General features: G+C 67.2%; 22 protein-coding genes. 9 read left to right on the top strand and 13 right to left on the bottom strand.

Features of this window, described 5'->3' with window-relative positions; all coding sequences use genetic code 11:
* Positions 1-2: 2 nt before the first annotated feature.
* On the bottom strand, positions 3-1,274 hold the full coding sequence (locus OEJ37_RS24245; protein ID WP_263346303.1) for a Zn-dependent hydrolase: 1,272 nt from the start codon (positions 1,272-1,274) through the stop codon (positions 3-5).
* Between the two features lie 31 nt (positions 1,275-1,305).
* A complete protein-coding gene (locus OEJ37_RS24240) occupies positions 1,306-2,616 on the bottom strand; it encodes an MFS transporter (protein ID WP_175918837.1) in 1,311 nt (436 codons plus the stop codon).
* 192 nt (positions 2,617-2,808) lie between these two features.
* Here OEJ37_RS24240 and OEJ37_RS24235 point away from each other — a divergent pair, with 192 nt between their 5' ends.
* On the top strand, positions 2,809-3,765 hold the full coding sequence (locus tag OEJ37_RS24235) for a LysR family transcriptional regulator (protein ID WP_069745718.1): 957 nt from the start codon (positions 2,809-2,811) through the stop codon (positions 3,763-3,765).
* Positions 3,766-3,823: 58 nt separating this feature from the next.
* Here the strand turns inward: OEJ37_RS24235 and OEJ37_RS24230 are convergent, their stop codons facing one another.
* The 4 genes from OEJ37_RS24230 to speB form a co-directional block, all read right to left on the bottom strand.
* Positions 3,824-4,894 (bottom strand): porin, encoded by a 1,071-nt coding sequence (locus OEJ37_RS24230; protein ID WP_174419064.1) that lies wholly within the window; start codon positions 4,892-4,894, stop codon positions 3,824-3,826.
* Between the two features lie 164 nt (positions 4,895-5,058).
* Positions 5,059-6,489 (bottom strand): purine-cytosine permease family protein, encoded by a 1,431-nt coding sequence (locus OEJ37_RS24225; RefSeq protein WP_263346297.1) that lies wholly within the window; start codon positions 6,487-6,489, stop codon positions 5,059-5,061.
* Positions 6,490-6,794: 305 nt separating this feature from the next.
* The gene (locus OEJ37_RS24220; protein ID WP_175918839.1) at positions 6,795-7,472 is read right to left on the bottom strand and encodes an SOS response-associated peptidase family protein; all 678 of its coding nucleotides are present in this window, start codon (positions 7,470-7,472) and stop codon (positions 6,795-6,797) included.
* Between the two features lie 260 nt (positions 7,473-7,732).
* Positions 7,733-8,701, bottom strand: a complete 969-nt coding sequence (gene speB, locus OEJ37_RS24210) for an agmatinase (protein ID WP_263346293.1) — start codon at positions 8,699-8,701, stop codon at positions 7,733-7,735.
* A gap of 129 nt (positions 8,702-8,830) precedes the next feature.
* Here speB and OEJ37_RS24205 point away from each other — a divergent pair, with 129 nt between their 5' ends.
* Positions 8,831-9,748 carry a LysR family transcriptional regulator gene (locus OEJ37_RS24205; protein ID WP_175945556.1) on the top strand — a complete coding sequence of 306 codons (918 nt, stop codon included), beginning with the start codon at positions 8,831-8,833 and terminating at the stop codon, positions 9,746-9,748.
* Positions 9,749-9,796: 48 nt separating this feature from the next.
* On the opposite strand, the gene OEJ37_RS24200 is transcribed toward OEJ37_RS24205, so the two are convergent.
* The 7 genes from OEJ37_RS24200 to OEJ37_RS24170 all read right to left on the bottom strand — a co-directional run bounded on the left by OEJ37_RS24200 (position 9,797) and on the right by OEJ37_RS24170 (position 17,102).
* Entirely contained in the window at positions 9,797-10,426 is a 630-nt protein-coding gene (locus tag OEJ37_RS24200) for an NAD(P)H-binding protein (protein WP_263346289.1), read from the bottom strand.
* A gap of 321 nt (positions 10,427-10,747) precedes the next feature.
* On the bottom strand, positions 10,748-12,139 hold the full coding sequence (lpdA, locus tag OEJ37_RS24195) for a dihydrolipoyl dehydrogenase (RefSeq protein WP_263346286.1): 1,392 nt from the start codon (positions 12,137-12,139) through the stop codon (positions 10,748-10,750).
* Between the two features lie 5 nt (positions 12,140-12,144).
* Positions 12,145-13,488, bottom strand: coding sequence for a dihydrolipoamide acetyltransferase family protein (locus OEJ37_RS24190; RefSeq protein ID WP_263346283.1), 1,344 nt, complete (start codon positions 13,486-13,488; stop codon positions 12,145-12,147).
* A 1-nt stretch (position 13,489) separates the two neighbouring features.
* Complete coding sequence (locus OEJ37_RS24185) at positions 13,490-14,530, bottom strand: alpha-ketoacid dehydrogenase subunit beta (RefSeq protein WP_174419057.1); 1,041 nt, start codon at positions 14,528-14,530, stop codon at positions 13,490-13,492.
* Between the two features lie 2 nt (positions 14,531-14,532).
* Positions 14,533-15,765, bottom strand: coding sequence for a 3-methyl-2-oxobutanoate dehydrogenase (2-methylpropanoyl-transferring) subunit alpha (locus tag OEJ37_RS24180; RefSeq protein WP_175945564.1), 1,233 nt, complete (start codon positions 15,763-15,765; stop codon positions 14,533-14,535).
* Positions 15,766-16,335: 570 nt separating this feature from the next.
* On the bottom strand, positions 16,336-16,956 hold the full coding sequence (locus tag OEJ37_RS24175; protein WP_175918845.1) for a glycoside hydrolase family 19 protein: 621 nt from the start codon (positions 16,954-16,956) through the stop codon (positions 16,336-16,338).
* Positions 16,953-17,102, bottom strand: a complete 150-nt coding sequence (locus OEJ37_RS24170; protein WP_263346277.1) for a hypothetical protein — start codon at positions 17,100-17,102, stop codon at positions 16,953-16,955. The genes OEJ37_RS24175 and OEJ37_RS24170 overlap by 4 nt, the downstream gene beginning before the upstream one ends.
* An 87-nt stretch (positions 17,103-17,189) precedes the next feature.
* Here OEJ37_RS24170 and OEJ37_RS24165 point away from each other — a divergent pair, with 87 nt between their 5' ends.
* From OEJ37_RS24165 to OEJ37_RS24135, 7 genes are all read left to right on the top strand, one after another.
* Positions 17,190-18,608, top strand: a complete 1,419-nt coding sequence (locus OEJ37_RS24165; RefSeq protein WP_263346275.1) for a class I SAM-dependent methyltransferase — start codon at positions 17,190-17,192, stop codon at positions 18,606-18,608.
* A gap of 888 nt (positions 18,609-19,496) precedes the next feature.
* The gene (locus OEJ37_RS24160; protein ID WP_175918847.1) at positions 19,497-20,522 is read left to right on the top strand and encodes a substrate-binding domain-containing protein; all 1,026 of its coding nucleotides are present in this window, start codon (positions 19,497-19,499) and stop codon (positions 20,520-20,522) included.
* Positions 20,523-20,595: 73 nt separating this feature from the next.
* The gene (locus OEJ37_RS24155) at positions 20,596-21,624 is read left to right on the top strand and encodes an ABC transporter substrate-binding protein (RefSeq protein WP_174419054.1); all 1,029 of its coding nucleotides are present in this window, start codon (positions 20,596-20,598) and stop codon (positions 21,622-21,624) included.
* Between the two features lie 17 nt (positions 21,625-21,641).
* On the top strand, positions 21,642-22,466 hold the full coding sequence (locus OEJ37_RS24150; protein WP_263346269.1) for an ABC transporter permease: 825 nt from the start codon (positions 21,642-21,644) through the stop codon (positions 22,464-22,466).
* Positions 22,467-22,476: 10 nt separating this feature from the next.
* Positions 22,477-23,379: an ABC transporter permease gene (locus OEJ37_RS24145; protein ID WP_152855268.1), complete on the top strand. Its 903-nt coding sequence runs from the start codon at positions 22,477-22,479 to the stop codon at positions 23,377-23,379.
* Between the two features lie 21 nt (positions 23,380-23,400).
* The gene (locus OEJ37_RS24140) at positions 23,401-24,432 is read left to right on the top strand and encodes an ABC transporter ATP-binding protein (RefSeq protein WP_174419052.1); all 1,032 of its coding nucleotides are present in this window, start codon (positions 23,401-23,403) and stop codon (positions 24,430-24,432) included.
* 87 nt (positions 24,433-24,519) lie between these two features.
* Entirely contained in the window at positions 24,520-25,344 is an 825-nt protein-coding gene (locus tag OEJ37_RS24135) for a phosphodiesterase (RefSeq protein ID WP_263346264.1), read from the top strand.
* Positions 25,345-25,463 lie beyond the last annotated feature (119 nt).

Genomic DNA, 25,463 nt, shown 5'->3' with positions numbered 1-25,463 from the left:
CGTCATGCATCGTGCGCGGCGGTTGCCGTTTCGATGCGCGCCGCAATGCCGGCGCGCGCCAGCACCGCATGCAGCAGCACGTTCGTGCCGCGCGTCACGTCGTCGGGCAATGCATCCTCGGCTTCGTTGTGCGACAGGCCATCGACGCACGGGATGAACACCATCGCGGTCGGGAAGCGGCGCGCGAGCACGATCGCATCGTGGCCGGCGCCGCTGACGATCCGCTCGTTCGTGTAACCGAACGCGGCGGCCGCCTGCGCAACCAGCTCGACGCAGTCGCGATCGAACGGCGTCGCCGGGCTGCGCCAGCAGGTATCGATCGCGACCTGCACGCCCCGCGCGGCGGCGACGCGCATGCACGCATCACGCAGGTCGCGCTCCATCGCATCGACTTCGGCATCGTCGTGATGGCGCAGGTCGACCGTGAATGTCACGTCGCCGGCGATGGTGTTGCGCGACGCGTTGCGGATGCCGACCTGCCCGATCGTCGCGAGCCCGCGCGGCGCGTAGCCGGCGACGATCCGTTCGAGTTCGAGCGCGATCTGCGCGCTCGCGAAATATGCGTCCTTGCGATACGGCATCGGCGTCGTGCCCGCGTGCGCGGCGACGCCCGTTACCGTCACGTCGAGCCAGCGGATCGCCTGCCCGCCCGTGACGATGCCGATCGTCGTGCCGTTCGCCTCGAGCACGGGCCCCTGCTCGATATGCGCTTCGAAATACGCATCGACCGCGCCGCCCGTCGCGCGCGTGCCGCGATAACCGCATGCGTCCAGCGCGGCGCCGAGCGTGACGCCGTCGGCGTCCTGCTTCGCCAGTGCGTCGGCGAGCGACAACGCGCCCGTGAACACCGCCGAGCCGAGCATCGCCGGCGCGAAGCGCGCGCCTTCCTCGTTGGTCCACGACACGATCTCCAGCGGCTTGTCGGTCGCGATGCCCGCGTCGTTCAGCGTGCGCACGAGTTCGAGCGCGGCGAGCACGCCATACACGCCGTCGAAGCGGCCGCCTTCGGGCTGCGTATCGAGATGGCTGCCGATCACCACCGGCACGGCCTGCGCATCGGTGCCGTCGCGTCGCGCAAACAGGTTGCCGGCTTCATCGACGCTCACCGTCATCCCCGCGTCGCGGCACCATTGCGCGAACAGGTCGCGGCCGCGGCGGTCGTCGTCGGTGAGCGCGAGGCGCCGCACGCCGCCGCGCGGCGTCGCGCCGACGCGTGCCATGTCGGCCAGGCTCTGCCACAGACGCGCGGCGTCGATTTCCAACAGGTCTTTCATGTGCACTCCGGATGAATTCGTTCTTGCAGGTTCAATGCGAGCCGAGCGCTTCGGCGGCGGCCGGCTGCGCGGCCCGGCGCGCATCGAGCGCGACGATGCAGAGCAGCGAAATGCCGGCGAGACACGTGTAGAACACCGCGAGCGGCCACCACTGACCGACAAAGCGATGCGCGAGCCACGTGCCGACGAGCGGCGTCAGGCCGCCCGCGATCGCGCCGCAGATCTGGTAGGCGAGCGAGATCGCCGAATAGCGCACGTGCGCGGGAAACACGTCGCTGACGAAGCCCGCGATCACCGAATAGAAACCGGCCATGCACACGACCGCAAGCGCGATGCCCGCGACGAGCGACGCGGACGTGCCGCCCTGCACGAGCATGAACATCGGATACGGCGACAGCATCGCGAGCAGCGCCGCGAGCTTCAGGAAGCGCGCGCCGCCGATCCGCTCGGCGATCCATGCGGCGATCGGCTGCGCGACGAACTGGATGATCGCGACCGCGAACAGGCTGTCGAGGATCAGCGAACGCGATACGCCGACGTACTGCGTCGTGTACGCGATCATGAACGTGTTCGTGAAATAGACGCCCGCGATCCCGATCGTGTTCGCGCCGATGCACAGGGCCACGAGCCCCGACGCGGAACGGAACACTTCGGCGACCGGCAGCTTCACCGTGCGGTTCGCTTCCTTCACGCGTGCGAATTCCGGCGACTCGTTCACGCCGAGCCGGATCAGGATGCCGACCACGAGCAGCACCGCGCTCGCGAGAAACGGCAGGCGCCAGCCCCATGCGAGGAAGTCGGCCTTGTCCATCGACGTGACCGCGCGGAACGCGATCAGCGACAGGATCAGCCCGGCCGGGCTGCCGAGCTGCGCGAACGACGCGAAGAACGTGCGGCGCCCCTGCGGCGCGTGCTCGCCCGCCATCAGCACCGCGCCGCCCCATTCGCCGCCGACCGCGATCCCCTGCACGACGCGCAGCACGACGAGCAGCACCGGCGCGAGCATGCCGACCTTCGAATAGTCGGGCAGCAGCCCGACGCAGACGGTCGCGACGCCCATCATCATCAGCGTCGTCATCAGCGCCTTCTTGCGGCCGATGCGGTCGCCGAGATGGCCGAAGATGACGCCGCCGAGCGGCCGCGCGAAGAAGCCGACCGCGAACGTCGCGAACGACGCCATCGTGCTGACGAACGGGTCGTGCGACGGGAAATAGAGTTCGCCGAACACGAGTGCGGCGGCGGTCGCGTAGATGTAGAAGTCGTACCACTCGATCATCGTGCCGATGAACGCGGCCGTCGCGGCGCGTCCCGGCTGGCGGGCGGAAGGAAGGGACTGGGTCATGCGGGCTCCTGACGCGCGCCGCGTTGCGGGCGACGCGCAATATCGTGGTGACGGCCGTCTGTCGCGGCCTCGCGCCGCACGCTGCGGCGCCCCTTCTTTATCGGCGACCGCAAATCATTAGTCAAATTTCAAGTTATTATTCGCTGTATAAATTCAACTAATGTCCGACTCGACGCCTCGCCCGGAGACCCGATGCGCCCCGACCTCGCCCCGTTCCTGAACGACCGTCTCGACTGGAACCTGCTGCGCACCTACCTGGTGATCATGCAGGAGCGCAGCGTGAGCCGCGCGGCCGCGCGCCTGCACGTGACGCAGCCGGCCGTGAGCCAGGCATTGCGGCGGCTCGAGGACACGCTCGAGCGCCGGCTGATCGAGCGGCGTGGCGCGCACTTCGCGCCGACGCCGGCCGGCGAAGCCGTGTACCGGATCGCAAGCGACATCTACGGCGGCATCTCGCGCCTCGAAACGGAAATCGACGACAGCACGGCCGACCTGACCGGTTCGATCCGGCTGCTGACGGTGAGCCGCATCGAATCGCCCGTCTACGACGAATTCCTCGCGGAATTCCATCGCGCGTATCCGCGCATCGACCTGCAGATCGAAGTGATGCGCTCGTCGGACATTCTTTCGTCGCTGCTGCAGAAGACGGCCACGGCCGGGCTCGGCCTGTGCCGCACGCCGCACGACAAGCTGGAGATGCGCTGCTTCCTGCGCCAGCGTTATGCGATCTACTGCGGCCGCCATCACCGGCTGTTCGGGCAGACGCAACTGCGGATGGACGATCTGCTCGCGGAGAATTTCGTGTCGTTCACGAGCGACCAGATCGGCGACAGCCTGTCGCCGCTCACCGTGTTCCGCGACCAGAAGGGCTTCACGGGGCGCATCGTCGCGTCGTCGCCGAGCCTCGAGGAAGTGCGGCGGCTGATCTTCGCGGGCTACGGGATCGGCTGCCTGCCCGAGCACATCGTGCGCGACGACATCGCGCAGCAGCGGCTGTGGCGGCTGCCGCCAGACGACGGGCTCGTCGATGTCGACGTGTTCCTGCTGTGGCATCGCGACCGCAAGATGAACGCGGCCGAGCACGCGTTTCTCGACGCGATGGAGCGCTGCATGCAGCGCTATTCGCTCGCGGAGCGGCTGGGGAAGTAGCGGCGCGAACGCGCGCGGAGAAAGCGCCGGGCGCACACGGCCCGGCGCGTCGACGACATCAGAAGCGATGCACGATGCCGAGCTGCACGCCGCGCGCATTCGCGCCCGGATACGCGAGCGGCAAGCCGGGATTCGCCGCGCCGGCGAGCGTGTAGCCGGCCTGGTTGCGGTTGCGCAGGTACGACAGCGCGCCGTAGAAGCTCGTGCGCTTCGACAGGTCGTATTCGTACATCAGCCCGAGCTGGTCCGCGTTGTTGCCCTGCGACGACTGGTCGTGCAGATACGCGTAACCGAGCGCGACATAGTTCGCCGGGTTGAACTGGTATTTGACCGACAGCCCGTACACGCGCGAATCGATTCCGAGGTCGGCCCACTTCACCGCGGAGAAACCGCCGTAGACCGTCGCTTTGCCGATCGCATACGATGCGCCGGCCATGATCGTACGATCGGTCGTGGTCGCCGTCGCGTTCTTCAGCCACTGGCCCGCGACGAACGCCGCGAACGGCCCGTGTTCGTAGGTCAGGTCGAACTGCTGGCTGGAGCCCGCCGAGCGCGCACCGCCCGCATCGCCGAACCCGAAATACAGCCCGCCCTGGAAGCCCGCGATCTCCGGGCTCTGGTACGACAGCGTATTGCTGGTGCGAAACGCGAACACGGTCAGGTTGTCCATGCCGGACGCCTGCGTGACGCCTCCGAACGCATCCTGCCCGCCCTGGTCGTTGAACAGCGGCGAATTCTGCCGGCCCGCGCGCACCTTGCCCCACTGCCCCGCGACGCCGACCCACGCCTGCCGGTTGAACATGCTGCCCGAACTCGCCAACGAGCCGTCGTTCGGGTTGAAGCCGTTTTCCAGCGCGAACTCGATTTTCTGCCCGCCGCCGATATCCTCGCCGCCCTTCAGCCCGAACCGGCTGCCCCACTGGCCACCCGAGCCGATCGCCGCCGTATAGCCGTTGCCGGTATTCACGTACTGCGCGAATTCGTCGATCACGCCATACAGCGTGACGCCGTCCTGCGCGAGCGCGGCGCCCGAGCCGCCAAGACACACGGCTGCGACCGTCATCCGAAGAACGGCATGCGGCGGCCGTACCGGCGAAGCGCTCGCACGGCATTTCATTTGTTTAGTCATACTATTTGATTAAAAGAGAATGAGACGATGCCGGGCGCGGCAATCGTGCCGCACCGGCATCGCAAGACAGGAAATATGTGGACCACCGGCGCTGGCAACGCCGGGACCGACGCGACATGCTGCTCAGGCCGGCCGCCGGCCGGCCCGATGCGCGATGCGTGTCGTCAGTGGTGAACTTCGCCGCGTTCGAGCGGCAGGATCAGGCGTTCGGGGATGCTGCGACGCGACGCGCGCGCACCGATGTAATACAGCACGGCCGGCACGATCAGGCCGAGGATCCACGAGATGTCGGTGCCGCCGAGCGCGTCGACGAGCGGCCCCGTGTAGATGTGCGTCGACATGAACGGCAACTGCACGAGGATGCCGACCAAGTAGATCGTGATCGCCATCGCGTTCCAGCGGCCGTAGCGGCCATCCGGATCGGACAGCGCCGGCACGTCGTAGCGCGAGCGCGTGAAGCAGTAGTAGTCGACCAGGTTGATCGCGCTCCACGGCGTGAAGAACGCGAGCAGGAACAGGATGAACGCGGTGAATTCCTTCAGGAACGAATGGCGGCCCGCGAGCGCGATCAGCGTCGACACGCAGATCATCCCGAAGATGTACACGAGGCGGCTCTTCGACGACACGGCACCCTTGCCGCGAAAGCCGCTGACGATCGTCGCCATCGACATGAAGCTGCCGTACGCGTTGAGCGCCGTCACCGTCACCTTGCCGAACGCGATGCTGAAGTACAGCAGCGCGGCCACGGCGCCCGTCGAGCCGAGACCGACGATATACGCGACTTCATGGTGCGCGAACTGGCTGCCGGCCAGCGCGGCCGCGAACACGCCGAACACCATTGCCGCCTGCGCGCCGATCACCGAGCCCAGGCCGACCGCGAGAAACGTCGCGACCGACGACGTCGAGCGCGGCAGGTAGCGCGAATAGTCGGCGACGTACGGGCCGAACGCGATCTGCCACGACGCCGACAGCGACATCGACAGCAGGAAGCTTGCAAGCGAGAAATGCCGGTTCGCGAGCAGCGCGCCGACGTCGTGGTTCGCGAACAGTTGCGAGAACATGTAGACGAACGCGACGATGCCGACCACGCTCGCGATCCGGCCGACGAAGTGGATCGCCCGATAGCCGAACACGGTCAGCACGACGATCACGGCCGCGAACAGCAGGATGCCGGCCGCGTCGTCGACGTGCAGCAGTTGCGCGACGGCCTGCCCGGCCAGCACCGAGCCGCTTGCGGAAAAGCCGATATACATCAGGCACACGAGCACGATCGGGATCATCGCGCCGTACACGCCGAACTGCACGCGGCTCGAGATCATCTGCGGCAGCCCGAGCTGCGGCCCTTGCGCGCCATGCAGCGCCATCACCGCGCCGCCGACGAGCTGGCCGAGCAGCAGCGCGACCAGCGACCAGAACACGTCGCCGCCGAGCACGACCGCGAGCGCGCCCGTGACGATCGCCGTGATCTGCATGTTCGCCGACAGCCACAGCGTGAACTGGCTCAGCAGGCCGCCGTGGCGCTCGGCATCGGGAATGAAGTCGATCGAGCGAACCTCGATCAGGGCGCCGGCTTTTCCACTGGAATTCGTTGACACGGGGGAAATCTCCAAAATACTCAGGATCGCAAATGGTTTGAAAGAGACAGGCAACGTGCGAGCCGCCCTTTCGGCTCTTCGGATGCGGGGCGCCGTGGATCGCCGGCATGCGCCACGCACGCACGGTTTGCACGCTGGCGCGCAAGCGGCACGACGTGTGCCGACATTGCCAGCGGATGATCTTGTATATACAACTTGCGAGATATCGGTGATTACCCGGAATCGGCAAATTTTGGAAATTGTCCGAACGATCGGGACGCGTCCGACGGGTTTGATTGCAAGTCGGACGTCGGAAAAATGAAAGGTCAGGCGCTCGCGGGAGGTGCCTGATCGGGCGCGGCCGTCATGTCGCCTGCGGGGAGCAGGTTCAGCATGCGCCGCGCGGCTTCGATGCCGCGCGCATGCAGCCATTCGTCGTAGTCGTCGCGCCGCAGGATCACGACGCCCCGCTTCTCGTCGCCGGGCCGATGCATCCGCGCGAACACCGGATGATCGTCGGCATTCACCGTGAGCATCGCCATGCCGATGCATTCGCGGCCGTCGTCGCCTTCGTAGCGCCGCCAGATGCCGGCGACACAGTACGGTTGCCAGCCGTCGACGCCGATCCGCTGCCACACGTTGCGGCCGGTTTCGTAACACGGCTCGCAGATCCACCGCGCCGGAATCAGGCAGCGCTGGCCGTTGCGCCACGCACTACCGTAGAGCCGCGACGAGCCGACCGTTTCCGCGCGAGCGTTCATCGTATCGAGCTTCTTTCTTTTCCGGCCGTTCTCGTCGAGCCGCTCGGGCTGCATGAATTTCGGCCAGAAGCCGAACACGGCCGCCGCGACCGCGAGGCCGTCGCCGTCGGCGCACGCGATCGGCGCCGCGTAGTCGGGATACACGTCGGGTGCCCACGGGTCGCGGCGGTACAGATCGCCGATGCCGATCTTCAGCTCGCTGATGCCCGGGTCTTCACCGGGGGCGCGGTAGTGGGTGCACACGGTTCGGAGGACGATGAAAGCAATGTCTCCATCGTAGGTCAGCGCGCGGGCCGCAAGCGTGCCATCGCTTTGTATGACGAAACAGTTTTACGAATCGACGATGCGCCGGGATTCGGCCGGCGCGTATCCCGTCGCCCCAGCTCTCGGCGGTGATGCCGGGTTCGCGCAACTGCGCGTCGGTGAACGCGGATTCGCGCGTCTTGCCGCGCAGCGCGATGCACGCGGCCGCGTCGTCGGGAACGGCCCTGCGCCAGGTGATTTCATCCATCGACCGAATCTTCCTTTTTCTGCCGCCGGCGCGATGCATACAGGCAGATCAGTTCCAGCGCGATCGTCGCGCCCGCCAGCGACGTGATTTCCGCATGATCATACGGCGGCGACACCTCGACCACATCCATGCCGATCAGGTTGATGCCTTCCAGGTGACGCAGGATCTCGAACGCCTGGTGACTCGACAGCCCGCCTGAAACCGGCGTACCGGTGCCCGGCGCGAACGCCGGATCGAGGCAGTCGATGTCGAACGTCAGGTACACGGGATGATCGCCGACGCGCTCGCGAATGCGCGCGGCGACCGCGGCGGGTGTCGACGCATGCACGCCGCGCGCATCCTGGATGTCGAATCCCATCGGCTCGTCGTTGGTGGTCCGAATGCCGATCTGCGCCGACCGTTCGGGCACGACCCACCCTTCGCGCGCCGCGTGATAGAACATCGTCCCGTGATCGATGCGCTTCACATCGCGGTCGGGCCACGTGTCGGTATGCGCATCGAAATGCACGAGCGACAGCGGCCCGTGCACCTTCGCATGTGCCTTCAGCAGCGGATACGCGATGAAGTGATCGCCGCCGAGCGTCAGCATCGCGCAGCCGCGCGCGAGGATCGCATCGGCATGGCGCTCGATCGCACCCGGCACCGATTCGGGTTGCCCGAGATCGAACGCGCAATCGCCATAGTCGACCGCGGCCAGCACGTCGAACGGATCGAATGACCACGGCCACGGGCGCTCCCACGCGATGCCCGTCGATGCGATCCGCAACCCGCGCGGGCCGAAGCGCGTGCCGGGCCGGTGCGATGCCGCGGCGTCGAACGGCACGCCCGTGATCGCAAGGTCGACGCCGTCGAGATCGCGGCTGAAACGCCGGCGCATGAAGCTCGTCGCGCCCGCGAATGTCGGTTCGGCCTGCGTGCCGTAGAGGCTGTCGCGCGTGAACGCGAGATCGTTGTGGCTCATCGTCGGATTCCTGGCTGAAGGGGAACGCGGCCGCGCGGCTGGCGACCTCGTGCCCGATTCTGCCGTCAGCGCATCCAACGAAAAATATGAACTAACATAAGCCGACTTCACAAAACGCGATGTATCGCCATGCTGACCCGACTGAGAGACATGGATTTGCAGTTGCTGCGTCTATTCCTGACGATCGTCGAAAGCGGCGGCTTCAGCGCCGCACAGGGCACGCTCGGGATGGCGCCTTCGACGATCAGCACGCAGATGGCCAAGCTCGAGACGCGCCTGGGGTTCCGGCTGTGCGACCGCGGCAAAAGCGGGTTCCGGCTGACGCCGAAGGGCGAACGCGTGCTGCAGTCGACGCGGCGGCTCCTGCAGGCGATGGACGTGTTCACGCGCGATACGCAGCACGTGTCGGGCACGTTGCTCGGCGAGTTGCGCATCGGCCTGTCCGAGCGGCTCGCGCCGGACATCATCGAAGCGATCGCGGCGGCCGTCGGCCGCTTTCGCGAACAGGCGCCGGACGTGCTGATCGAGATGATCGCGGTCGCGCCCGACGAACTGGAGCGCGGGCTGCTGAAAGGCGAACTGCAACTCGCGATCGGCTACTTTTCCGGCCACCAGGCCGGCCTGCACTACGCGCCGCTGTTCGTCGAACACCAGTCGCTCCACTGCGGCGCCCGGCATCCGCTGTTTGCGAAACGGACCGTGTCGGTCGGCGACATCGCGCACGCGAGCAATGTCGCACGGCTCTACAAGACGAATACGTCGGGTGCGGCGCTGCGCAACGCGCAGCCGACCGCGTTCTCGGAAAACGTCGATGCCGACGTAATCTTCATCCTGTCCGGCGCGCACGTCGGCTTCCTGCCCGACCACGTCGCGGCGCCGTGGGTCGCGGCCGGGAAGATGCGCAGGCTGCTCGCGAGCAAGTTGAGCCATACGGTCGAATTCCAGCTCGCGACGCCGAGGAACTGCGACGGCAGCGAAGCGCTGGACGCATTCACGGCAGCGCTCGCCGAACAGTTCCGCGAACTCGACGGTTTCGCGGGCCAATAGCCGGTGCGTGCCGCACGGCGGCGCCGCCGGTTCGCCGCGCGCCCCGCGTCAACCGAGCCGATCCGATGCGACGACCTGCACACCCGGCCGCGCATCGATCGCGGCGTCGACCAGCGCGCGCGCAATTCGTGACGCGGGATTCACGCGCCACTTCGCCGGCAACACGGGGCGGGCGACGTTCAACGCGAACACCAGCAACCGCTCGCCGAGCCTGAATTCGTCGCGGCTGCCGCCGATCACGCCCGGCCGCACATAAGTGAGCGATGCGAACCCGACGCCGGCGAGCGCCCGTTCGACCTCGCCCTTGACGCGGTTGTAGAAGATGCGCGACGCAGGATCCGCGCCCAGTGCCGAATTCAGGACGTAGGCCGGCGTGCCGTGCCGGTGGGCGAGCCGCGCGACCGCCAGCGGATAGTCGTGATCGACGCGCCGGAATGCCGCCTGCGAGCCGGCGGCGCGCATCGTGGTGCCGAGCGTGCAGATCACCGCATCGGCCTGCCACCAGTCGGCCGTGTCAGGCAGATGATCGAAGTCGACCTCCAGCGCGCGCATCTTCGGATGCGGCGACAACGGCCGGCGCGCGAGGACGACCACGTGATCGACCCGCGGATCGGCAAGCGCGACTTCGAGGACGTGGCGCCCGACGAGTCCGGTCGCGCCGACGAGCAGCAGTTTCATGTCCGGTTCTTCCGTGTGGAGCCTGCGTTGGCGGGCCGGGAGCGGCCCGGTTTCCGGCTACCGACATGATGGGCGACCAGCGTGGCGCCGACAACCTTCCCACATCTCGAAAAATTACCAGCCGAACTCATTGCATAGCTCGAATCGGTCGCGTCATGCTGCGGGCTTCGGACCAGTCCATGCGTCAAGTCTACGCACTTTGCCGGGCGGCCGATTCAGATCGGCTTCGGCGCGGGAACCGGCGCAGGCTCGCAGCAAACGGACAATCGGAAGGCCGCCGATGCGCGTTGCGCACCCACGGCTCCGTTCGACGATCACACGTCAAACATGCAACGCGTGCCCCAGCGCTCGCAATGCCGCTTCCTGCAGCACTTCGCCCAGCGTCGGATGCGCGTGGATCGTGCCGCCGACGTCTTCCAGCCGTGCGCCCATCTCCAGCGACTGCGAGAACGCGGCAGCCAGCTCCGACACGCCGCGCCCGACGGCCTGCCAGCCGACGATCAGGTGGTTGTCGCGTCGCGCGACGACGCGCACGAAGCCGTCGGTTGCCTGCAGCGTCATCGCGCGCCCGTTCGCCGCGAACGGAAACGACGCGCTCAGACAATCGACGCCGGCCGCGCGTGCGTCGTCCGGCGACCAGCCGGCCGTCACGATCTCGGGATCGGTGAAGCACACGGCCGGGATCGACGCCGGCATGAACTTGCGGCGCCGGCCGGCGATCAGCTCGGCCACCATCTCGCCCTGCGCCATCGCGCGATGCGCAAGCATCGGTTCGCCGGCGACGTCGCCGATCGCCCACACGTTGTGCATCGACGTGCGGCATTCGTCGTCGATCCGCAGCGCACGGCCGTTGCGATCGAGCGGCAGCGCTTCGAGCCCGAAGCCGTCGACGCGCGGCCGGCGGCCGACCGCAACCAGCACACGATCGGCCGGCAGCGTCCGTTCGGCGCCATCGGCCGCCTGCACGCGCACCGCGCCGTCCTCCGCGAGCCCGAGCACCTTGTGGCCGAGCCACAGCCCGACGCCGAGCCGCGCGAGCGAATCGGCAACCGGCCTCGCGAGTTCGGCATCGTAGGCGGGCAACACGCGTTCCGCTGCTTCGACGACGCTGACGTCGACACCGAGCTTGCGATAGACGATCCCGAGTTCGAGCCCGATATACCCGGCTCCGACGACGACCAGCCGCTTCGGCAACGTCGCGGGCGACAGCACCTCGGTGGACGACACGACATGCCCGCCGAACGGCATCGACGGCAGTTCGACCGGTTCGGAGCCGGTCGCGAGCAACAGGTGTTCGCATCCGATGTGCACCGTGTGGCCGCCGGCGACGACTTCGACGGTCTTGCCGTCGATCACGCGTGCGTCGCCGTGCAGCACGCGCACGCCGTTCTTCTTGAGCAGCGCGCCGACGCCGCGCGTCAGCCGGTCGACGATACCGTCCTTCCACGCGACGCTTTGCGCGATGTCGATCTCGGGCGTGCGCACGCGGATCCCGAGCGCCCCTTCGCCGGCCTGGCCGCGGGCCTGTTCGAATGCGTCGGCCACGTGGATCAGCGCCTTCGACGGAATGCAGCCGATGTTCAGGCAGGTACCGCCGAGCCGGTCGCGCTCGACCAGCACGGTCGGAATGCCGAGCTGGCCGGCGCGGATCGCGGCGACGTAGCCGCCCGGGCCGCCGCCGATCACGAGCAGCGTGGTGTGTTCGTTTTTCATCGGCGTCACTCCACGAACAGCAGTGCCGGGCGCTCGAGCACCCCGCGCACGGCCTGGATGAATTCGGCCGCGTCCGCGCCGTCGACGACGCGATGGTCGAACGACGACGACAGGTTCATCATCTTGCGCGCGACGACCGCGCCGTCGCGGATCATCGGCCGCTCGACGATCCGGTTCACGCCGACGATGCCGACCTCGGGATGATTGATGACCGGCGTCGACACGATGCCGCCGAGCGCGCCGAGGCTCGAGATCGTGATCGTCGAGCCGCTCAACTCGTCGCGCTGCGCGCGGTTCGCACGCACCGCGTCGGCAAGCCGCGCGATTTCGGCCGAGATCGACCACACATCGCGCGCTTCCGCATGACGAAGCACGGGCACCGTGAGGCCACCGTCCGTTTGCGTCGCGACGCCCATGTGCACCGCGCCGTAGCGCGTGACGACGCCCGCTTCGTCGTCGAAGCGCGCGTTGATCTGCGGGAAGTCGCGCAGCGCGATCACCATCGCGCGGATCAGCAGCGGCAGCGGCGTAAGCCGGCCGCGCGTATCGCCGTAGCGGCGGTTCAAGTCCGCGCGCAACGATTCGAGCTCGGTGACGTCGATTTCCTCGACGTAGCTGAAGTGCGGAATGCGGCGCTTCGCTTCCTGCATCTTGCGCGCGATCGCGCGCCGCAGGCCGATCACCGGCACGTCGGTTTCGTCGTTGCGTTCTTCGTAGCCGTGCGCTTGCGACGCGCGCGCCGCACCGCCGCTCGTCTTCGCGTATGCATCGAGATCCGCGTGCAGGATCCGCCCTGCTTCGCCCGTGCCGTGCACATAGCGCAACTCGATGCCCATGTCCCACGCGCGCTGACGCACGGCGGGCGACGCGAGCGGCCGTTCGCCCGGCGCGAGCGCCGCGCGCGGCGCCGCCGCAGGTTCGGCACGTTCCGCACGACGCGGCTCCGCGGGAGCGCGGTTCGGCGCACGATCCGGCGCCGCAGCTGCCACAGGCGCTTCAGCCGGCGCGTCGGCCACGGGCGCCGACTTCGCAGCCACTGCGGCCTGAACCGGCGCCGCTTCGGCCTTCGCGTCGCGCGCCGGCGCACCCTGCTTCAGGTTGCCATCGCCTTCGACCTCGAGCCGAATCAGTTCGCTGCCGACCGCCATCATCTCGCCGATCCTGCCGCCGAGCTCGAGCACCTTGCCCGACACCGGCGACGGAATCTCGACCGCCGCCTTGTCGGTCATCACGTCGGCGAGCGGCTGGTCTTCGTTGATCGTCTGTCCGACTTCCACATGCCAGGCCACCAGCTCGACCTCTGCGATCCCTTCGCCGATGTCCGGCATCTTGATGACATGAATCCCCATCTCACGCCTCCATCACGCGTCGCAACGCTTCACCGACCCGGGCCGGGCCCGGAAAGTACGCCCATTCCTGCGCATGCGGATACGGCGTGTCCCAGCCCGTCGTGCGCTCGATCGGCGCCTCGAGGTGGTAAAAGCAGTGTTCCTGCACCAGCGACACCAGTTCCGCGCCATAACCGCAGGTGCGCGTCGCCTCGTGCACCACGACGCAGCGCCCGGTCTTGCGCACCGACGCGACGATCGTGTCGAGGTCGAGCGGCCACAGCGTGCGCAGGTCGATCACCTCCGCGTCGATGCCCGTCTCCTCGGCCGCGGCGAGCGATACGTGCACCGTCGTGCCGTACGTCAGCACCGTCACGTCGTTGCCGGGCCGCACCACGGCGGCCGTATCGAGCGGCACCGTGTAGTAGCCCTCGGGCACCGCGCTCGCCGGATGCTTGAGCCACGACGTGACGGGCCGTTCGTGATGGCCGTCGAACGGCCCGTTGTACAGCCGTTTCGGCTCGAGGAAGATCACCGGATCGTCGTTCTCGATCGACGCGATCAGCAGCCCTTTCGCGTCGTACGGATTCGACGGCATCACCGTGCGCAGCCCGCACACCTGCGTGAACATCGCCTCCGGGCTCTGGCTGTGCGTCTGGCCGCCGTAGATGCCGCCGCCGCACGGCATCCGGATCGTCATCGGCGCGATGAACTGGCCGGCCGAGCGATAGCGCAGCCGCGCGCCTTCCGACACGATCTGGTCGGATGCCGGGTAGAAATAGTCGGCGAACTGGATCTCGCACACCGGGCGCAGCCCGTACGCGCCCATCCCCACCGCCACGCCGACGATCCCGCTTTCCGAGATCGGTGTATCGAACACGCGCGACTTGCCGTATTTGTTCTGCAGTCCTTCGGTGCAGCGGAACACGCCGCCGAAATAGCCGACGTCCTGCCCGAACACGACCACGTCGCCGTCGCGCCCGAGCATCACGTCCATCGCCGAGCGCAGCGCCTGGATCATCGTCATCGGCTGCGTCGCCGTGCCGGTCTCGAGTTGCGCCATGGTCACACTCCCAGTTCCTGGCGCTGACGGCGCAGATGCGCGGGCAGCTCCTTGTACACGTCGTCGAACATCGAGGCCGGCGACGGAATCCGGTCGTCGGCCAGCGTTCCGTATTTCTCCGCTTCCTTCTGCGCGGCGATCACCTCGGCCTCGAGCTCGGCCGTCAGCGCGTCGTGCGCGCTGTCGGACCAGATGCCCTTGACGATCAGGTGGCGCTTGAAGCGGGCGATCGGATCGCCGAGCGGGAAATGCGACCAGTCGTCGCTCGGCCGGTACTTGGTTGGGTCGTCCGACGTCGAATGCGCGCCCGCGCGATAGGTCACCCATTCGATCAGCGTCGGGCCGAGATTGCGGCGCGCGCGTTCGGCCGCCCAGCTCGACGCCGCGTAGATCGCGAGGAAGTCGTTGCCGTCGACACGCAGCGACGCGATCCCGCAGCCGACGCCGCGCCCCGCGAACGTCGTGCCTTCGCCGCCCGCGATCGCCTGGAACGTCGAGATCGCCCACTGGTTGTTGACGACGTTCAGCACGACCGGCGCGCGGTACACGTGCGCGAACGTGAGCGCGGTGTGGAAGTCGGATTCGGCCGTCGCGCCGTCGCCGATCCACGCGGACGCGATCTTCGTGTCGCCCTTGATCGCCGACGCCATCCCCCAGCCGACCGCCTGGATGAACTGCGTCGCGAGATTGCCGGAAATCGAGAAAAAGCCCGCGTCGCGATCCGAGTACATCACGGGGAGCTGGCGCCCTTTCAGCGGGTCGCCTTCGTTCGACATGAGCTGGCAGATCATTCGCTCGAGCGGCACGTCGCGCGCGATCAGGATGCTCTGCTGCCGGTAGGTCGGGAAGCACATGTCGCCGTCGCGCAGCGCCATCGCGTGCGCGGTGCCGATCGCTTCTTCGCCGAGGCTCAGCATGTAGAACGAGATTTTCTTCTGGCGCTGCGCGATCATCATGCGCGCGTCGAAAATGCGGGTCTTGAGCATCGCGCGCAGCCCGGCAATCAGGCGCGCATCGTCGAGGTCCGGCACCCACGGGCCGACGGCCTTGCCGCTGTCGTCGAGCACGCGCACGAGGCTGCGGGCGAGATTGGCGGTGTCCGCCGGGGCAACGTCGATCGGCGGGCGGCGGACCGCGCCGGCCGGCGATAGATGCAGATAGGAAAAGTCCGTCTTGCAGCCCGGGCGCCCGGTGGGCTCCGGCACATGCAGACGCAATGGCTCTGACAGGCTCATCGTGTCGTCTCCACGCTCGATTGTGTCTCACGCTGATAGGCGCGCGCGGCCGGTTGCCGGCCTGCGCGCGGGCTGGCGCGCGGATAAGCACGCCAACCTTGGAAATCTATGCAATGCCGCGCCGGCCGTCGATGACCAACCCGCTCGATCGCGGTGAGCATATTTGCCATGATAGGCGCGGGATGGGGGGACGGCGGGATGGCGTGCCTGTCGCGGCTGGCCGCAACGCGTGACCGTGCTCGTGCGAACGGAGCCTGACGAGGATTCGCGGACGCCGCCGCGATCGATGCCAAAGCCGAAGCCGAAGCCGAGATCGGGTGCGCCGGACGGCGCCGGCATTCCGCACTGCAGCGAGCGGTAGCCAAGGTCGGATGGAATGTCGATCGAGCGCGTGTCGCTTCGATCGCCGCGTGCGGGGGTGAAGACGATCCTGGGCCTCTGGTAGCACGTAATGCGACGGCCGGCGGCCAAACTGGCCCGGTATTGCGTCCATGCGAAGCACCCGAAGCGCCCTGTCCGGCATCGCAGGTTCAAGGCGTGATCAGGAAGTGATATCCGGCACCGCGACGATTACGCAGTTGCGATCTGCGGTGCTAGCGCCCCGACCACCCGCGCAATCGCATGGTCCGCGAGGTTCGGGAACGGAAACGCCGCGCGGCCGATCTGCTGGATCGCGCCGGCGTCGGCCAGCGCGTTCAGGCCGTGCGCGGCCCACCTCCAGGCGGCCGACGCAGCAGCATTCGCCGGAACGGCGAGCAGGTCCGGCTGCTGCACGAGCGGCAGGCCGAGCGCCACGGCGCAGAGCTGGTAGTTGTCGTGGAACGTGATCTGCATCAGGCCGCGGCCGCGATACCGCCAGCCGTCGCCACTCGCTTCGTCGCCGTTTCCGTACCGGCCGGCGTAGACGCGGTTCGCAATGGCCGGCGGCCGGCGCGCGTACTGCTGCGCCTCGCCTTCGTCGAAGTACGTCGGGAACGTCGCGAGCAGCCCTTCCGCGCTGTAGCTCAGGTTCTCGACGACGGCGGTCAGGCGCGCGCTCTCGACGCCGACGGTCGCCAGAAACGCGGCCGCGCGCAGCGGCGTGTTGATCTGCCGCGCGGCACATGCGTCTTGCAGCGGCGCGAGCCACTGCGCAGCGAGCGCCGGCGGCGCGCCGCAGCTGGCGGCTACGATGGGCGCCGTCAGGTTCATTTGAAAACCACCTCAAGCAGCGTCATCGCATTCGCCGGGCCGACCAGCACCGCAGCGGCGAGGAAGTAGAGGATGTACTCGATGCGCTGCATCCGCTTATCGCCGCTGCGAAGGCGATAAGCGGATGCCTTGGTTGCGTTCCGCACATACCGCCTCGTGGACCGCGATGCGCTGCTCGTTCTCAGCAATATCGCCTTGCATATCGTCGTGACTCGCCACAGGTGATCCCCAAAATGAAAATGCCGCCTCGATGGGCGGCTGTGTTGTTTGTGCTGATGAAGCTCTATTCGAAAGACGTTGCTATAGAACATATGAACTGCAGTACACTTTCGCCCACATTCCTGAGTGCAGAGGCTAAGTCTATGCAACTCGCATCAGAAGTATTCGCTTGCCCAGAATGTGCGGGTCGCTTACTGCCCCAAACAGATCGCATTGTCTGTAGCGCATGCGATTGGCAGACCCACAAACATGCCGGTGTCGTCGATATCCTTCCCCGAGCGCGCGAATCCAAATGGAATCACGTCGATGTCTCGGAATGCGAGCGCGCACTGATAGCGAATCTGGGCTTGCCTGGAGGCGGCGACGACCTTCTTGCGATCAGGGCGGCTCTGGAACCTGTCTCGCCAATCGGGAATCCATTTTTCGATGCTGAAGAGAACCTTTTCTTGGATCGGTTCAATATCTCCAATTTCTATCCAAAAGTAACTCTCGGGCCGCTCTATCTTCCGGATGCCGCTGGCTTGGGCGAATTTTTCCATGGAGCAATACGCATCATCAACAACGGTGAATTCCCCGTCGATTCGAATGGGGAAAATGCCGTCGTAGTGAGCTATCACTGGCGTCGCAATGGTGAGATGGAAATCTTCGAAGGCAATCGAACATCGATCCCTGTCGCGATCAAACCGCATCAATCGGTAACCGTTCCGTTCGCGATAACCGCCCCTCAGAACGAGGGGCGCTATACCCTGGACGTGACCGTTCTCCAAGAACACAAGCGCTGGCACGACGAGCGAACCATCAGCTCAGAAATGCTCGTCAGCAGGAAGGCTGGACCCGTCTACCCCGATATGTCGAGGGGGCATCAATTCTCCGAAGCGTTCGATGGCAAGTTGGCGGCCCAGTTCGTGGATCAAAACCTCGAGCTCGATAGAAACGGAACGGCCCTAGAGATCGCAGGTGGCATTCGTCCAAGCTTCCGCGAATCGGAAACGGGTCGATATTGGCCCGGCACGTTCATCAACAGCGACGTTTCGATTCGACTCCTGCGGATTGCGGACCTTCTGGCGCGGCGATGCGGGCACCCGGAAACCATACAGGCGCGATTCGATGCGAACAGGATGCCCATCAATGCCGGTTCCGTTGATGTCGTTTTTGTATCCCGCGCGATCCATCACTTCGAAGACCTGCATGCGATTTTCAGTGAAATCACACGAGTCCTGAAGCCTGCCGGCCAGTTGTTCATTTTGTGCGAGCCGGTCGGCGTCGCCTACGATGAATTCACCAAGAATCTCATCTCGTCAGGAGTCAACGAACAGGTGTTCCCGCACGGGATCTATGAGCGATCAGCAAAGGCCGCCGGCCTGCGCCTCAAGGAGGTGCAGTGCGACTGGGGATTTTCCTTCAAGGGGATGTTCCGCAAGGAGCGCCCCTAGCGATCAGTGGTGCCACATTTCCCGCCAGCAGGGGCACGCTTGGTCGTACCATGGGGGCATTTCGATGCCCCAGATCAGGAAAACTGCCCTCTACGATGCCCCCGATTCCGTGGGTGTCAATGGGAAAGGATGGGCAGCGCCGGCACCAAAAATCCCCGTAAGTCCTTGACTCGCAGGGATTTTTTGCCAACCATAGGATTGCTTGGGAGTATATGTGGTGCCGGGGACCGGACTTGAACCGGCAAGCCAATCAAGGCGGCGGATTTTCGTCACACTGCTTCTTTCAAAGCCGGCGTCGCGTGGGCGATGCCGTTCGTGCGCTGGACTATGCCTTCGCCGTCGCGCGCGGGCGTGACCGCCGCCCATGCGCCTTAGGCGCCCCCCGTCTAGTCTCTACACCTTCCTCGCGGGTGCCGCGAGGCTTGGCTCGGCGTTGCCTCGATGCGCGCATCAGGGGTTTCGCCGAATTTGAAGGGTTCTGCACCGACCGTTTCCGGCCGGGCACTCAATCGTTTAAGTCCGCTATGTTTACCAATTTCATCACCCCGGCAAGAGGGCGGACGGGATTCTACCATTGCTTGTGCATGCGTTCCCTTATTCCGGCGAGATGCATCGGGACGCAGCGAACCTGCGCGCCCCATCACCCGTCGACGCACCGCCGCATCGCACGCACTCATTCAGTGTAATCAGCGCCGATACGACACTGCATGCGATTTCGTCCCGCGCCGCAACATCCGCCGATACAATCGAGTCCGCCTTGTCGGACGGTCCCAACCGTCTGACGTTTGTATCGTGCTTTTTTGCGAAACAAGCGTCGCGTGCGTCATCGCGAAGTCACAAACGTTTTCGATAATTTCCCTGCCGAAAACGTTTACATCGCGCTACTTAATGACCTCGACCATCAAGGATGTCGCTGCCCTCGCGGGCTTCTCGATCGCCACCGTCTCACGCGCGATCAACGCACCGCATACCGTCAGCCCCGCCACGCTGCAGACGATCCGCACCGCGATCGACACGCTGCAGTTCCGCCCGAGCCCGCTCGGTCGGCAACTGCGCGGCGAACGCACGCGGCTCGTCGGCGTCGTCGTGCCGACGCTGTCGAACCCCGTGTTCGCCGACTGCCTGCAAGGCATCGACGAGCTCGCGACCGCGGCCGGCTTCAAGCTGATCCTGATGACGACCGAATACGACGCGGCGCGCGAGCGTCACGCGATCGAGACGCTGCGCGAGCAGCGCGTCGAAGGGCTGATCCTCACCGTCGCCGACGCGGACACGCATCCGCTGCTCGACATGCTCGACCGCGACGGCCCGCATTACGTGCTGATGCACAACGACACGCAGCGCCGCCCGTCGGTGTCGGTCGACAACCGCCGCGCCGCCTATGACGGCGTGCGGCTGCTGACCGCGCGCGGCCACCGCCGCGTGCTGATGCTGGCCGGTTCGCTCGCCGCGTCGGATCGTGCGCGCCAGCGCCATCTCGGTTATGCGCAGGCGCTCGAGGAAAGCGGCGTCGCCACGCTGCCGCCGGTCGAAGTCGACTTCAACGCGCCCGAGCTGCCCGACGCGGTGCTCGCGCATCTGACCTCGCGCGCCACGCGCCCGACCGCCCTCTTCTGCAGCAACGACCTGCTCGCGATGGTCGTGATGCGCGGCCTGCGCCGCGCGGGCTTCTCGATCCCGGACGACCTGTCGGTGCTCGGCTTCGACGGGATCGCGCTCGGCGAACTGCTCGCGCCGCCGCTCGCGAGCGTCGCGACGCCGAACCGCGACATCGGCCGCCACGCGTGGCGCCGTCTCGTCGAATGCATCGGCGGCGCGACGCTCGAACGCACGTCGCTGATCCTGCCGCACGCGGTGCGCGACGGCGCGACGGTCGCGCCGCCGGCCACCGACCTGCAATTGCGCAAGGCCTGAACGCACCGGCGTGCCACCGCGCACGCCGATCACCACACCACCCCAGCGCCACACACTCGCCCGGAGACCCACCGTGTCCTTTCGCCTGACCTCGCTGCTGCGCGCGCTCGCCGCGCCGCTCGCCTGCGCCGCACTTTTCGCGGGCGCACCCGCCGCCCACGCCGACGAAACGGCGATCTGCTACAACTGCCCGCCCGAATGGGCCGACTGGGCCGCGCAGATCGCGGCGATCAAGCAGAAGACCGGCATCCGCGTGCCGTTCGACAACAAGAACTCGGGCCAGTCGATCGCGCAGCTGATCGCCGAGCAGAAGAGCCCGGTCGCCGACGTCGTCTACCTCGGCGTGTCGTCGGCATTCCAGGCGAAGGACAAGGGCGTGATCGCGCCGTACAAGCCCGCGCACTGGAACGACATTCCCGCGAACCTGAAGGACCCGCAAGGCTACTGGTTCGCGATCCACTCGGGCACGCTCGGCTTCTTCGTGAACAAGGACGCGCTCGACGGCAAGCCGGTGCCGCGCTCGTGGGCCGATCTGCTGAAGCCCGAATACAAGGGCATGGTCGGCTATCTCGATCCGTCCAGCGCATTCGTCGGCTACGCGGGCGCGGTGGCCGTCAACCAGGCGCTCGGCGGCAGCCTCGATAACTTCAAGCCGGGGCTCGACTGGTTCCGCAAGCTGAAGGCGAACGCGCCGATCGTGCCGAAGCAGACCGCGTATGCGCGCGTGCTGTCCGGCGAGATTCCGATCCTGCTCGACTACGACTTCGACGCGTATCGCGCGAAATACAAGGACAACGCGAACGTCGAGTTCGTGATTCCGAAGGAAGGCACGATCGCGGTGCCGTACGTGATGAGCCTCGTGAAGGGCGCGCCGCACGATGCGAACGGCAGGAAGGTGCTCGACTTCGTGCTGTCGGACGAAGGCCAGAAGCTGTGGGCCAACGCGTACCTGCGCCCGGTGCGCGCGCAAGCGCTCGGCGCCGATGTCGCGTCGAAGTTCCTGCCGGCGAGCGAGTATGCGCGCGCAAAGCCGGTCGACTTCGGCAAGATGGCGGCCGGCCAGCAGGCGTTCGGCCAGCAGTACCTGCAGGTGATGCAGTAAACGGCCGGACACAACCGATGCTCGACCTGACTTTCCCGCTGCGCTGGCGCGTCGCGCTCGTCGCGCCGGCGCTCGCGATGTTCGCCGCGTTCTGGCTGCTGCCGATGGCGGCGCTCGTGCAGGTGTCCGCCGACGGCGCGTTCTTCTCGCAGTATGCGGCGCTGCTCGGCAATGCGCGCTACATGAAGAGCCTCGGCGAGACCGTCGCGCTGTCCGCGGGCGTTACGCTCGCGACGCTCGCGCTGTCGACGATCTCCGGCCTGCTGCTCGCGCGCCGAGAATTCGCCGGCAAGCGCGTGCTGCTCGCGCTGCTCACGTTCCCGCTCGCGTTCCCGGGCGTCGTCGTCGGCTTCATGGTGATCATGCTCGCCGGGCGCCAGGGGCTGATCGGCATGCTGTCGGCGAAGCTCACCGGCGACAAATGGGTGTTTGCGTATTCGGTCGCGGGCCTGTTCGTCGGCTACCTGTACTTCTCAATTCCACGCGTGATCGTCACCGTGATCGCGGCCGCGTCGAAGCTCGACGCGTCGCTCGAGGAAGCCGCACGCTCGCTCGGCGCGTCGCCGTGGCGCATCTTCGTCGACATCGTGCTGCCCGCGCTTTCGCCCGGGCTGATCGCGGCCGGCGCGATCTGCTTCGCGACCGCGATGGGTGCGTTCGGCACCGCATTCACGCTGGCCACCGACCTGAACGTGCTGCCGATGACGATCTATACCGAGTTCACGCTGAACGCGAACATCGCGACGGCGGCCGGCCTGTCGATCGTGCTCGGCATCGTCACCTGGGCCGTGCTCGCGCTCGCGCGCCGCTTCACCGGCCACACCGCCGCCGCCGCGGCCTGAGGATTCCTGCATGCAATCGCTTTCCGGCTCTTCCGCGCCGTCTCCGGCGCCCGCTCCCGTGCCCGCGCAGGCGAACGGCGTCGCGCGCCGCGCGCCGCGCGTCACGGGCGCGCGTGCGATCGCCGCGCTGCAATGGGGCGTCACGCTGCTGCTGTGCGCGTTCCTGATCGTGCCCGTCGTGATGTCGGTGCTCGCGGGCCTGACCGTCAACTACTTCCGCGGACTGTCGAGCGGCCTCACGCTGCGCTGGCTCGAACAGGTGTGGCAGCAGTATCACGGCTCGGTTGCGCTGTCGCTCTATGTCGCGTTCGCGACGCTCGCGATCGTGCTCGCGGTCGGCGTGCCGGCCGGCTATGCGCTCGCGCGCAGCAAGAGCCGCATCTCGCGCGCGATCGAGGAAGCACTCGTGCTGCCGGTCGCGCTGCCGGGCCTCGCGTCGGCGCTCGCGCTGCTGGTCGTGTACGGCGGCTTCACCGCATTCCGGATGAGCCTGTGGTTCATCGTCGTCGGCCACGTCGTGTTCACGCTGCCGTTCATGGTGCGCGCGGTCGCGGCCGTCGCCGCCGGCGCCGACCTGCGCACGCTCGAGGAAGGCGCGGCCAGCCTCGGTGCGTCGTTCGTCACGCGCTTCGTCACGATCGTGCTGCCGAACCTGCGCCCCGGCATCGTCGCGGGCGCACTCGCGGTGCTCACGCTGTCGATCGGCGAATTCAACCTCACGTGGATGCTGCATACGCCCGACACCAAGACGCTGCCCGTCGGGCTCGCCGACACCTATGCGTCGCTGCGCCTCGAAGTCGGCAGCGCATACACGATCCTGTTCCTGCTGATGACGCTGCCGCTCCTCGTCGCGATGCAATGGCTCGGCGTCGATCCGTCCGGCACGCGTGCGCTCAAGCGCCGCTCGCGCTGACCCGCTGACCTTTTCGCTGACATGAAACTCGATTCCACTCCCATCACCCTGACCGGCTGCGCGAAGACGTTCCGCGGCACGCGCGTGCTCGAACCGCTCGACCTGTCGATCGGCGCGGGCGAAACGCTCGTGCTGCTCGGGCCGTCCGGCTGCGGCAAGACGACGACGCTGCGCCTGATCGCCGGCCTCGACACGCCGGACGCCGGCGGCACGATCGCGTTCGGCAACGACGACGTGACCGCACTGCCGATCGAGCGCCGGCAGGTCGGCATGGTGTTCCAGAACTACGCGCTGTTTCCGAACCTGACGGTGCGCGGCAACGTCGGCTACGGGCTGAAGATCCGCAAGACCGAGCCGCGCGCGCTGCGCGAGCGCGTCGACGAACTGCTCGCGATGATGCGGCTCGACGCGCACGCGGACAAGCCGATCGATCAGCTCTCGGGCGGCCAGCGTCAGCGCGTCGCGCTGGCGCGCGCGCTCGCGGTGCGGCCGCGCGTGCTGCTGCTCGACGAACCGCTGACGGCACTCGACGCGAAACTGCGCGACGTGCTGCGTCGCGAGATGAATGCGCTGCTGCGCGAGCTCGGCGTGACGACGGTCTACGTGACCCACGACCAGGCCGAAGCGATGGAGCTCGGCGACCGGATCGTCGTGATGGGCGCGGGCCGCATCGAACAGATCGGCACGCCGCGCGACATCTACTACCGGCCGGCCAACCGTACGGTCGCGCAATTCATCGGCACGCTGAACCGGCTTGGCGGACAATGGCGCGATGGCGCGCTCGTGACGACGGGTGGCGCGATCGTCACGCCGCATGCCGCCGACGAGTGGTTCTTCCGCCCCGAGGATGCACAGCTCGCCGATCCCGTGCATGCACCGTTGCGCGGCACGGTCGGCGCGTGCGCATTCCTCGGCGAGCGCACGCGGCTCACGATCGAGCACGCGGCGCCGGACGCGCTCGTGATCGACGTGCCGGGCCGCATCGCGCTCGCGCACGGCACGGCGGTCGGCATTACGATTGCACCGGAAGGCCTGATCGCGCTCGGCGCTTGATGCACGTCGAATGCACGACGCAAGCGCCACCCCGCTGCGGCGCATGACGCCGCACCCACAATAACCAGACGATTCCGAGAACCGACGATGCTGCTAGCTCAAATCAGCGATCTCCACATCAAGCGGCCGGGTCAGCTCGCGTACCGGCGCGTCGACACGGCGGCCGCGCTCGCGCGCTGCATCGCGAAGCTGAACGCGCTCGTGCCGCGCCCCGACGCCGTGCTCGTCACCGGCGACCTGACCGACTTCGGCCACGACGACGAATACGCCAACCTGCGCGACCTGCTCGCGCCGCTCGAGATTCCGTACTACCTGATGATCGGCAATCACGACGACCGCGCCGGGCTGCGCCGCGCGTTCGCCGATCGCCCGGAGCTGCACGACGGCGAATTCGTGCAGTACGCGTTCGACGTCGGCACCGTGCGCGTGCTCGCGCTCGATTCGCAGGTGCCCGGCGCGAGCCACGGCGACCTGTGCGACGCGCGGCTCGCATGGCTCACCGCGCAGCTCGACGCCGCGCGCGATCGCCCGGTGATCGTCGCGCTGCATCACCCGCCGTTCGTATCGGGGATCGGCCACATGGACGCGCTGCGCCTCGCGCCCGCCGCCGCCGCGAAACTCGACGCGCTGCTGCGCGGTTATCCGAACGTCGAGCGCGTGCTGTGCGGCCACGTGCACCGTACGATGTTCACGCGTTTCGGCGGCACGCTCGCGTCGGCCGTGCCGGCGCCCGCGCACCAGGTCGCGTTCGACCTGCGGGCCGATGCGCCGTCTGCGTTCCGGCTCGAACCGCCGGCGTTCGCGGTGCATCGTCATGCGCCGGATACGGGGATGACGTCGCACCACGTGTATGTGGACGAAGGCGCCGGGCCGTATCCGTTCTATGAGCCGACGGGGGAACTGGTCGACTGACCGCGTGAAGCACATGCAATGACGGGCGGCCGGGTGTGCCGGGTGTGCCGGGTGTGCCGGGTGTGCCGGTTCGCCGGTTCGCCGGTTCGCCGGTTCGCCGGTTCGCCGGTTCGCCGGTT

It is taken from the genome of Burkholderia sp. BKH01, from assembly GCF_025685725.1.
GTDB classification, from domain to species: domain Bacteria; phylum Pseudomonadota; class Gammaproteobacteria; order Burkholderiales; family Burkholderiaceae; genus Burkholderia; species Burkholderia pyrrocinia_C.
Note: the sequence above shows the minus strand (reverse complement) of the source record. Positions and strands in the feature narration are given on the sequence as shown.

Coding starts and splice junctions, on each gene's coding strand:
- OEJ37_RS24245 (WP_263346303.1), bottom strand. CDS start 1,274: ATGAAAGACCTGTTGGAAATCGACGCCGCGCGTCTGTGGCAGAGCCTG.
- OEJ37_RS24240 (WP_175918837.1), bottom strand. CDS start 2,616: ATGACCCAGTCCCTTCCTTCCGCCCGCCAGCCGGGACGCGCCGCGACG.
- OEJ37_RS24235 (WP_069745718.1), top strand. CDS start 2,809: ATGCGCCCCGACCTCGCCCCGTTCCTGAACGACCGTCTCGACTGGAAC.
- OEJ37_RS24230 (WP_174419064.1), bottom strand. CDS start 4,894: ATGACTAAACAAATGAAATGCCGTGCGAGCGCTTCGCCGGTACGGCCG.
- speB (WP_263346293.1), bottom strand. CDS start 8,701: ATGAGCCACAACGATCTCGCGTTCACGCGCGACAGCCTCTACGGCACG.
- OEJ37_RS24205 (WP_175945556.1), top strand. CDS start 8,831: ATGCTGACCCGACTGAGAGACATGGATTTGCAGTTGCTGCGTCTATTC.
- OEJ37_RS24200 (WP_263346289.1), bottom strand. CDS start 10,426: ATGAAACTGCTGCTCGTCGGCGCGACCGGACTCGTCGGGCGCCACGTC.
- lpdA (WP_263346286.1), bottom strand. CDS start 12,139: ATGAAAAACGAACACACCACGCTGCTCGTGATCGGCGGCGGCCCGGGC.
- OEJ37_RS24190 (WP_263346283.1), bottom strand. CDS start 13,488: ATGGGGATTCATGTCATCAAGATGCCGGACATCGGCGAAGGGATCGCA.
- OEJ37_RS24185 (WP_174419057.1), bottom strand. CDS start 14,530: ATGGCGCAACTCGAGACCGGCACGGCGACGCAGCCGATGACGATGATC.
- OEJ37_RS24180 (WP_175945564.1), bottom strand. CDS start 15,765: ATGAGCCTGTCAGAGCCATTGCGTCTGCATGTGCCGGAGCCCACCGGG.
- OEJ37_RS24175 (WP_175918845.1), bottom strand. CDS start 16,956: ATGAACCTGACGGCGCCCATCGTAGCCGCCAGCTGCGGCGCGCCGCCG.
- OEJ37_RS24165 (WP_263346275.1), top strand. CDS start 17,190: ATGAAAATGCCGCCTCGATGGGCGGCTGTGTTGTTTGTGCTGATGAAG.
- OEJ37_RS24160 (WP_175918847.1), top strand. CDS start 19,497: ATGACCTCGACCATCAAGGATGTCGCTGCCCTCGCGGGCTTCTCGATC.
- OEJ37_RS24150 (WP_263346269.1), top strand. CDS start 21,642: ATGCTCGACCTGACTTTCCCGCTGCGCTGGCGCGTCGCGCTCGTCGCG.
- OEJ37_RS24145 (WP_152855268.1), top strand. CDS start 22,477: ATGCAATCGCTTTCCGGCTCTTCCGCGCCGTCTCCGGCGCCCGCTCCC.
- OEJ37_RS24140 (WP_174419052.1), top strand. CDS start 23,401: ATGAAACTCGATTCCACTCCCATCACCCTGACCGGCTGCGCGAAGACG.
- OEJ37_RS24135 (WP_263346264.1), top strand. CDS start 24,520: ATGCTGCTAGCTCAAATCAGCGATCTCCACATCAAGCGGCCGGGTCAG.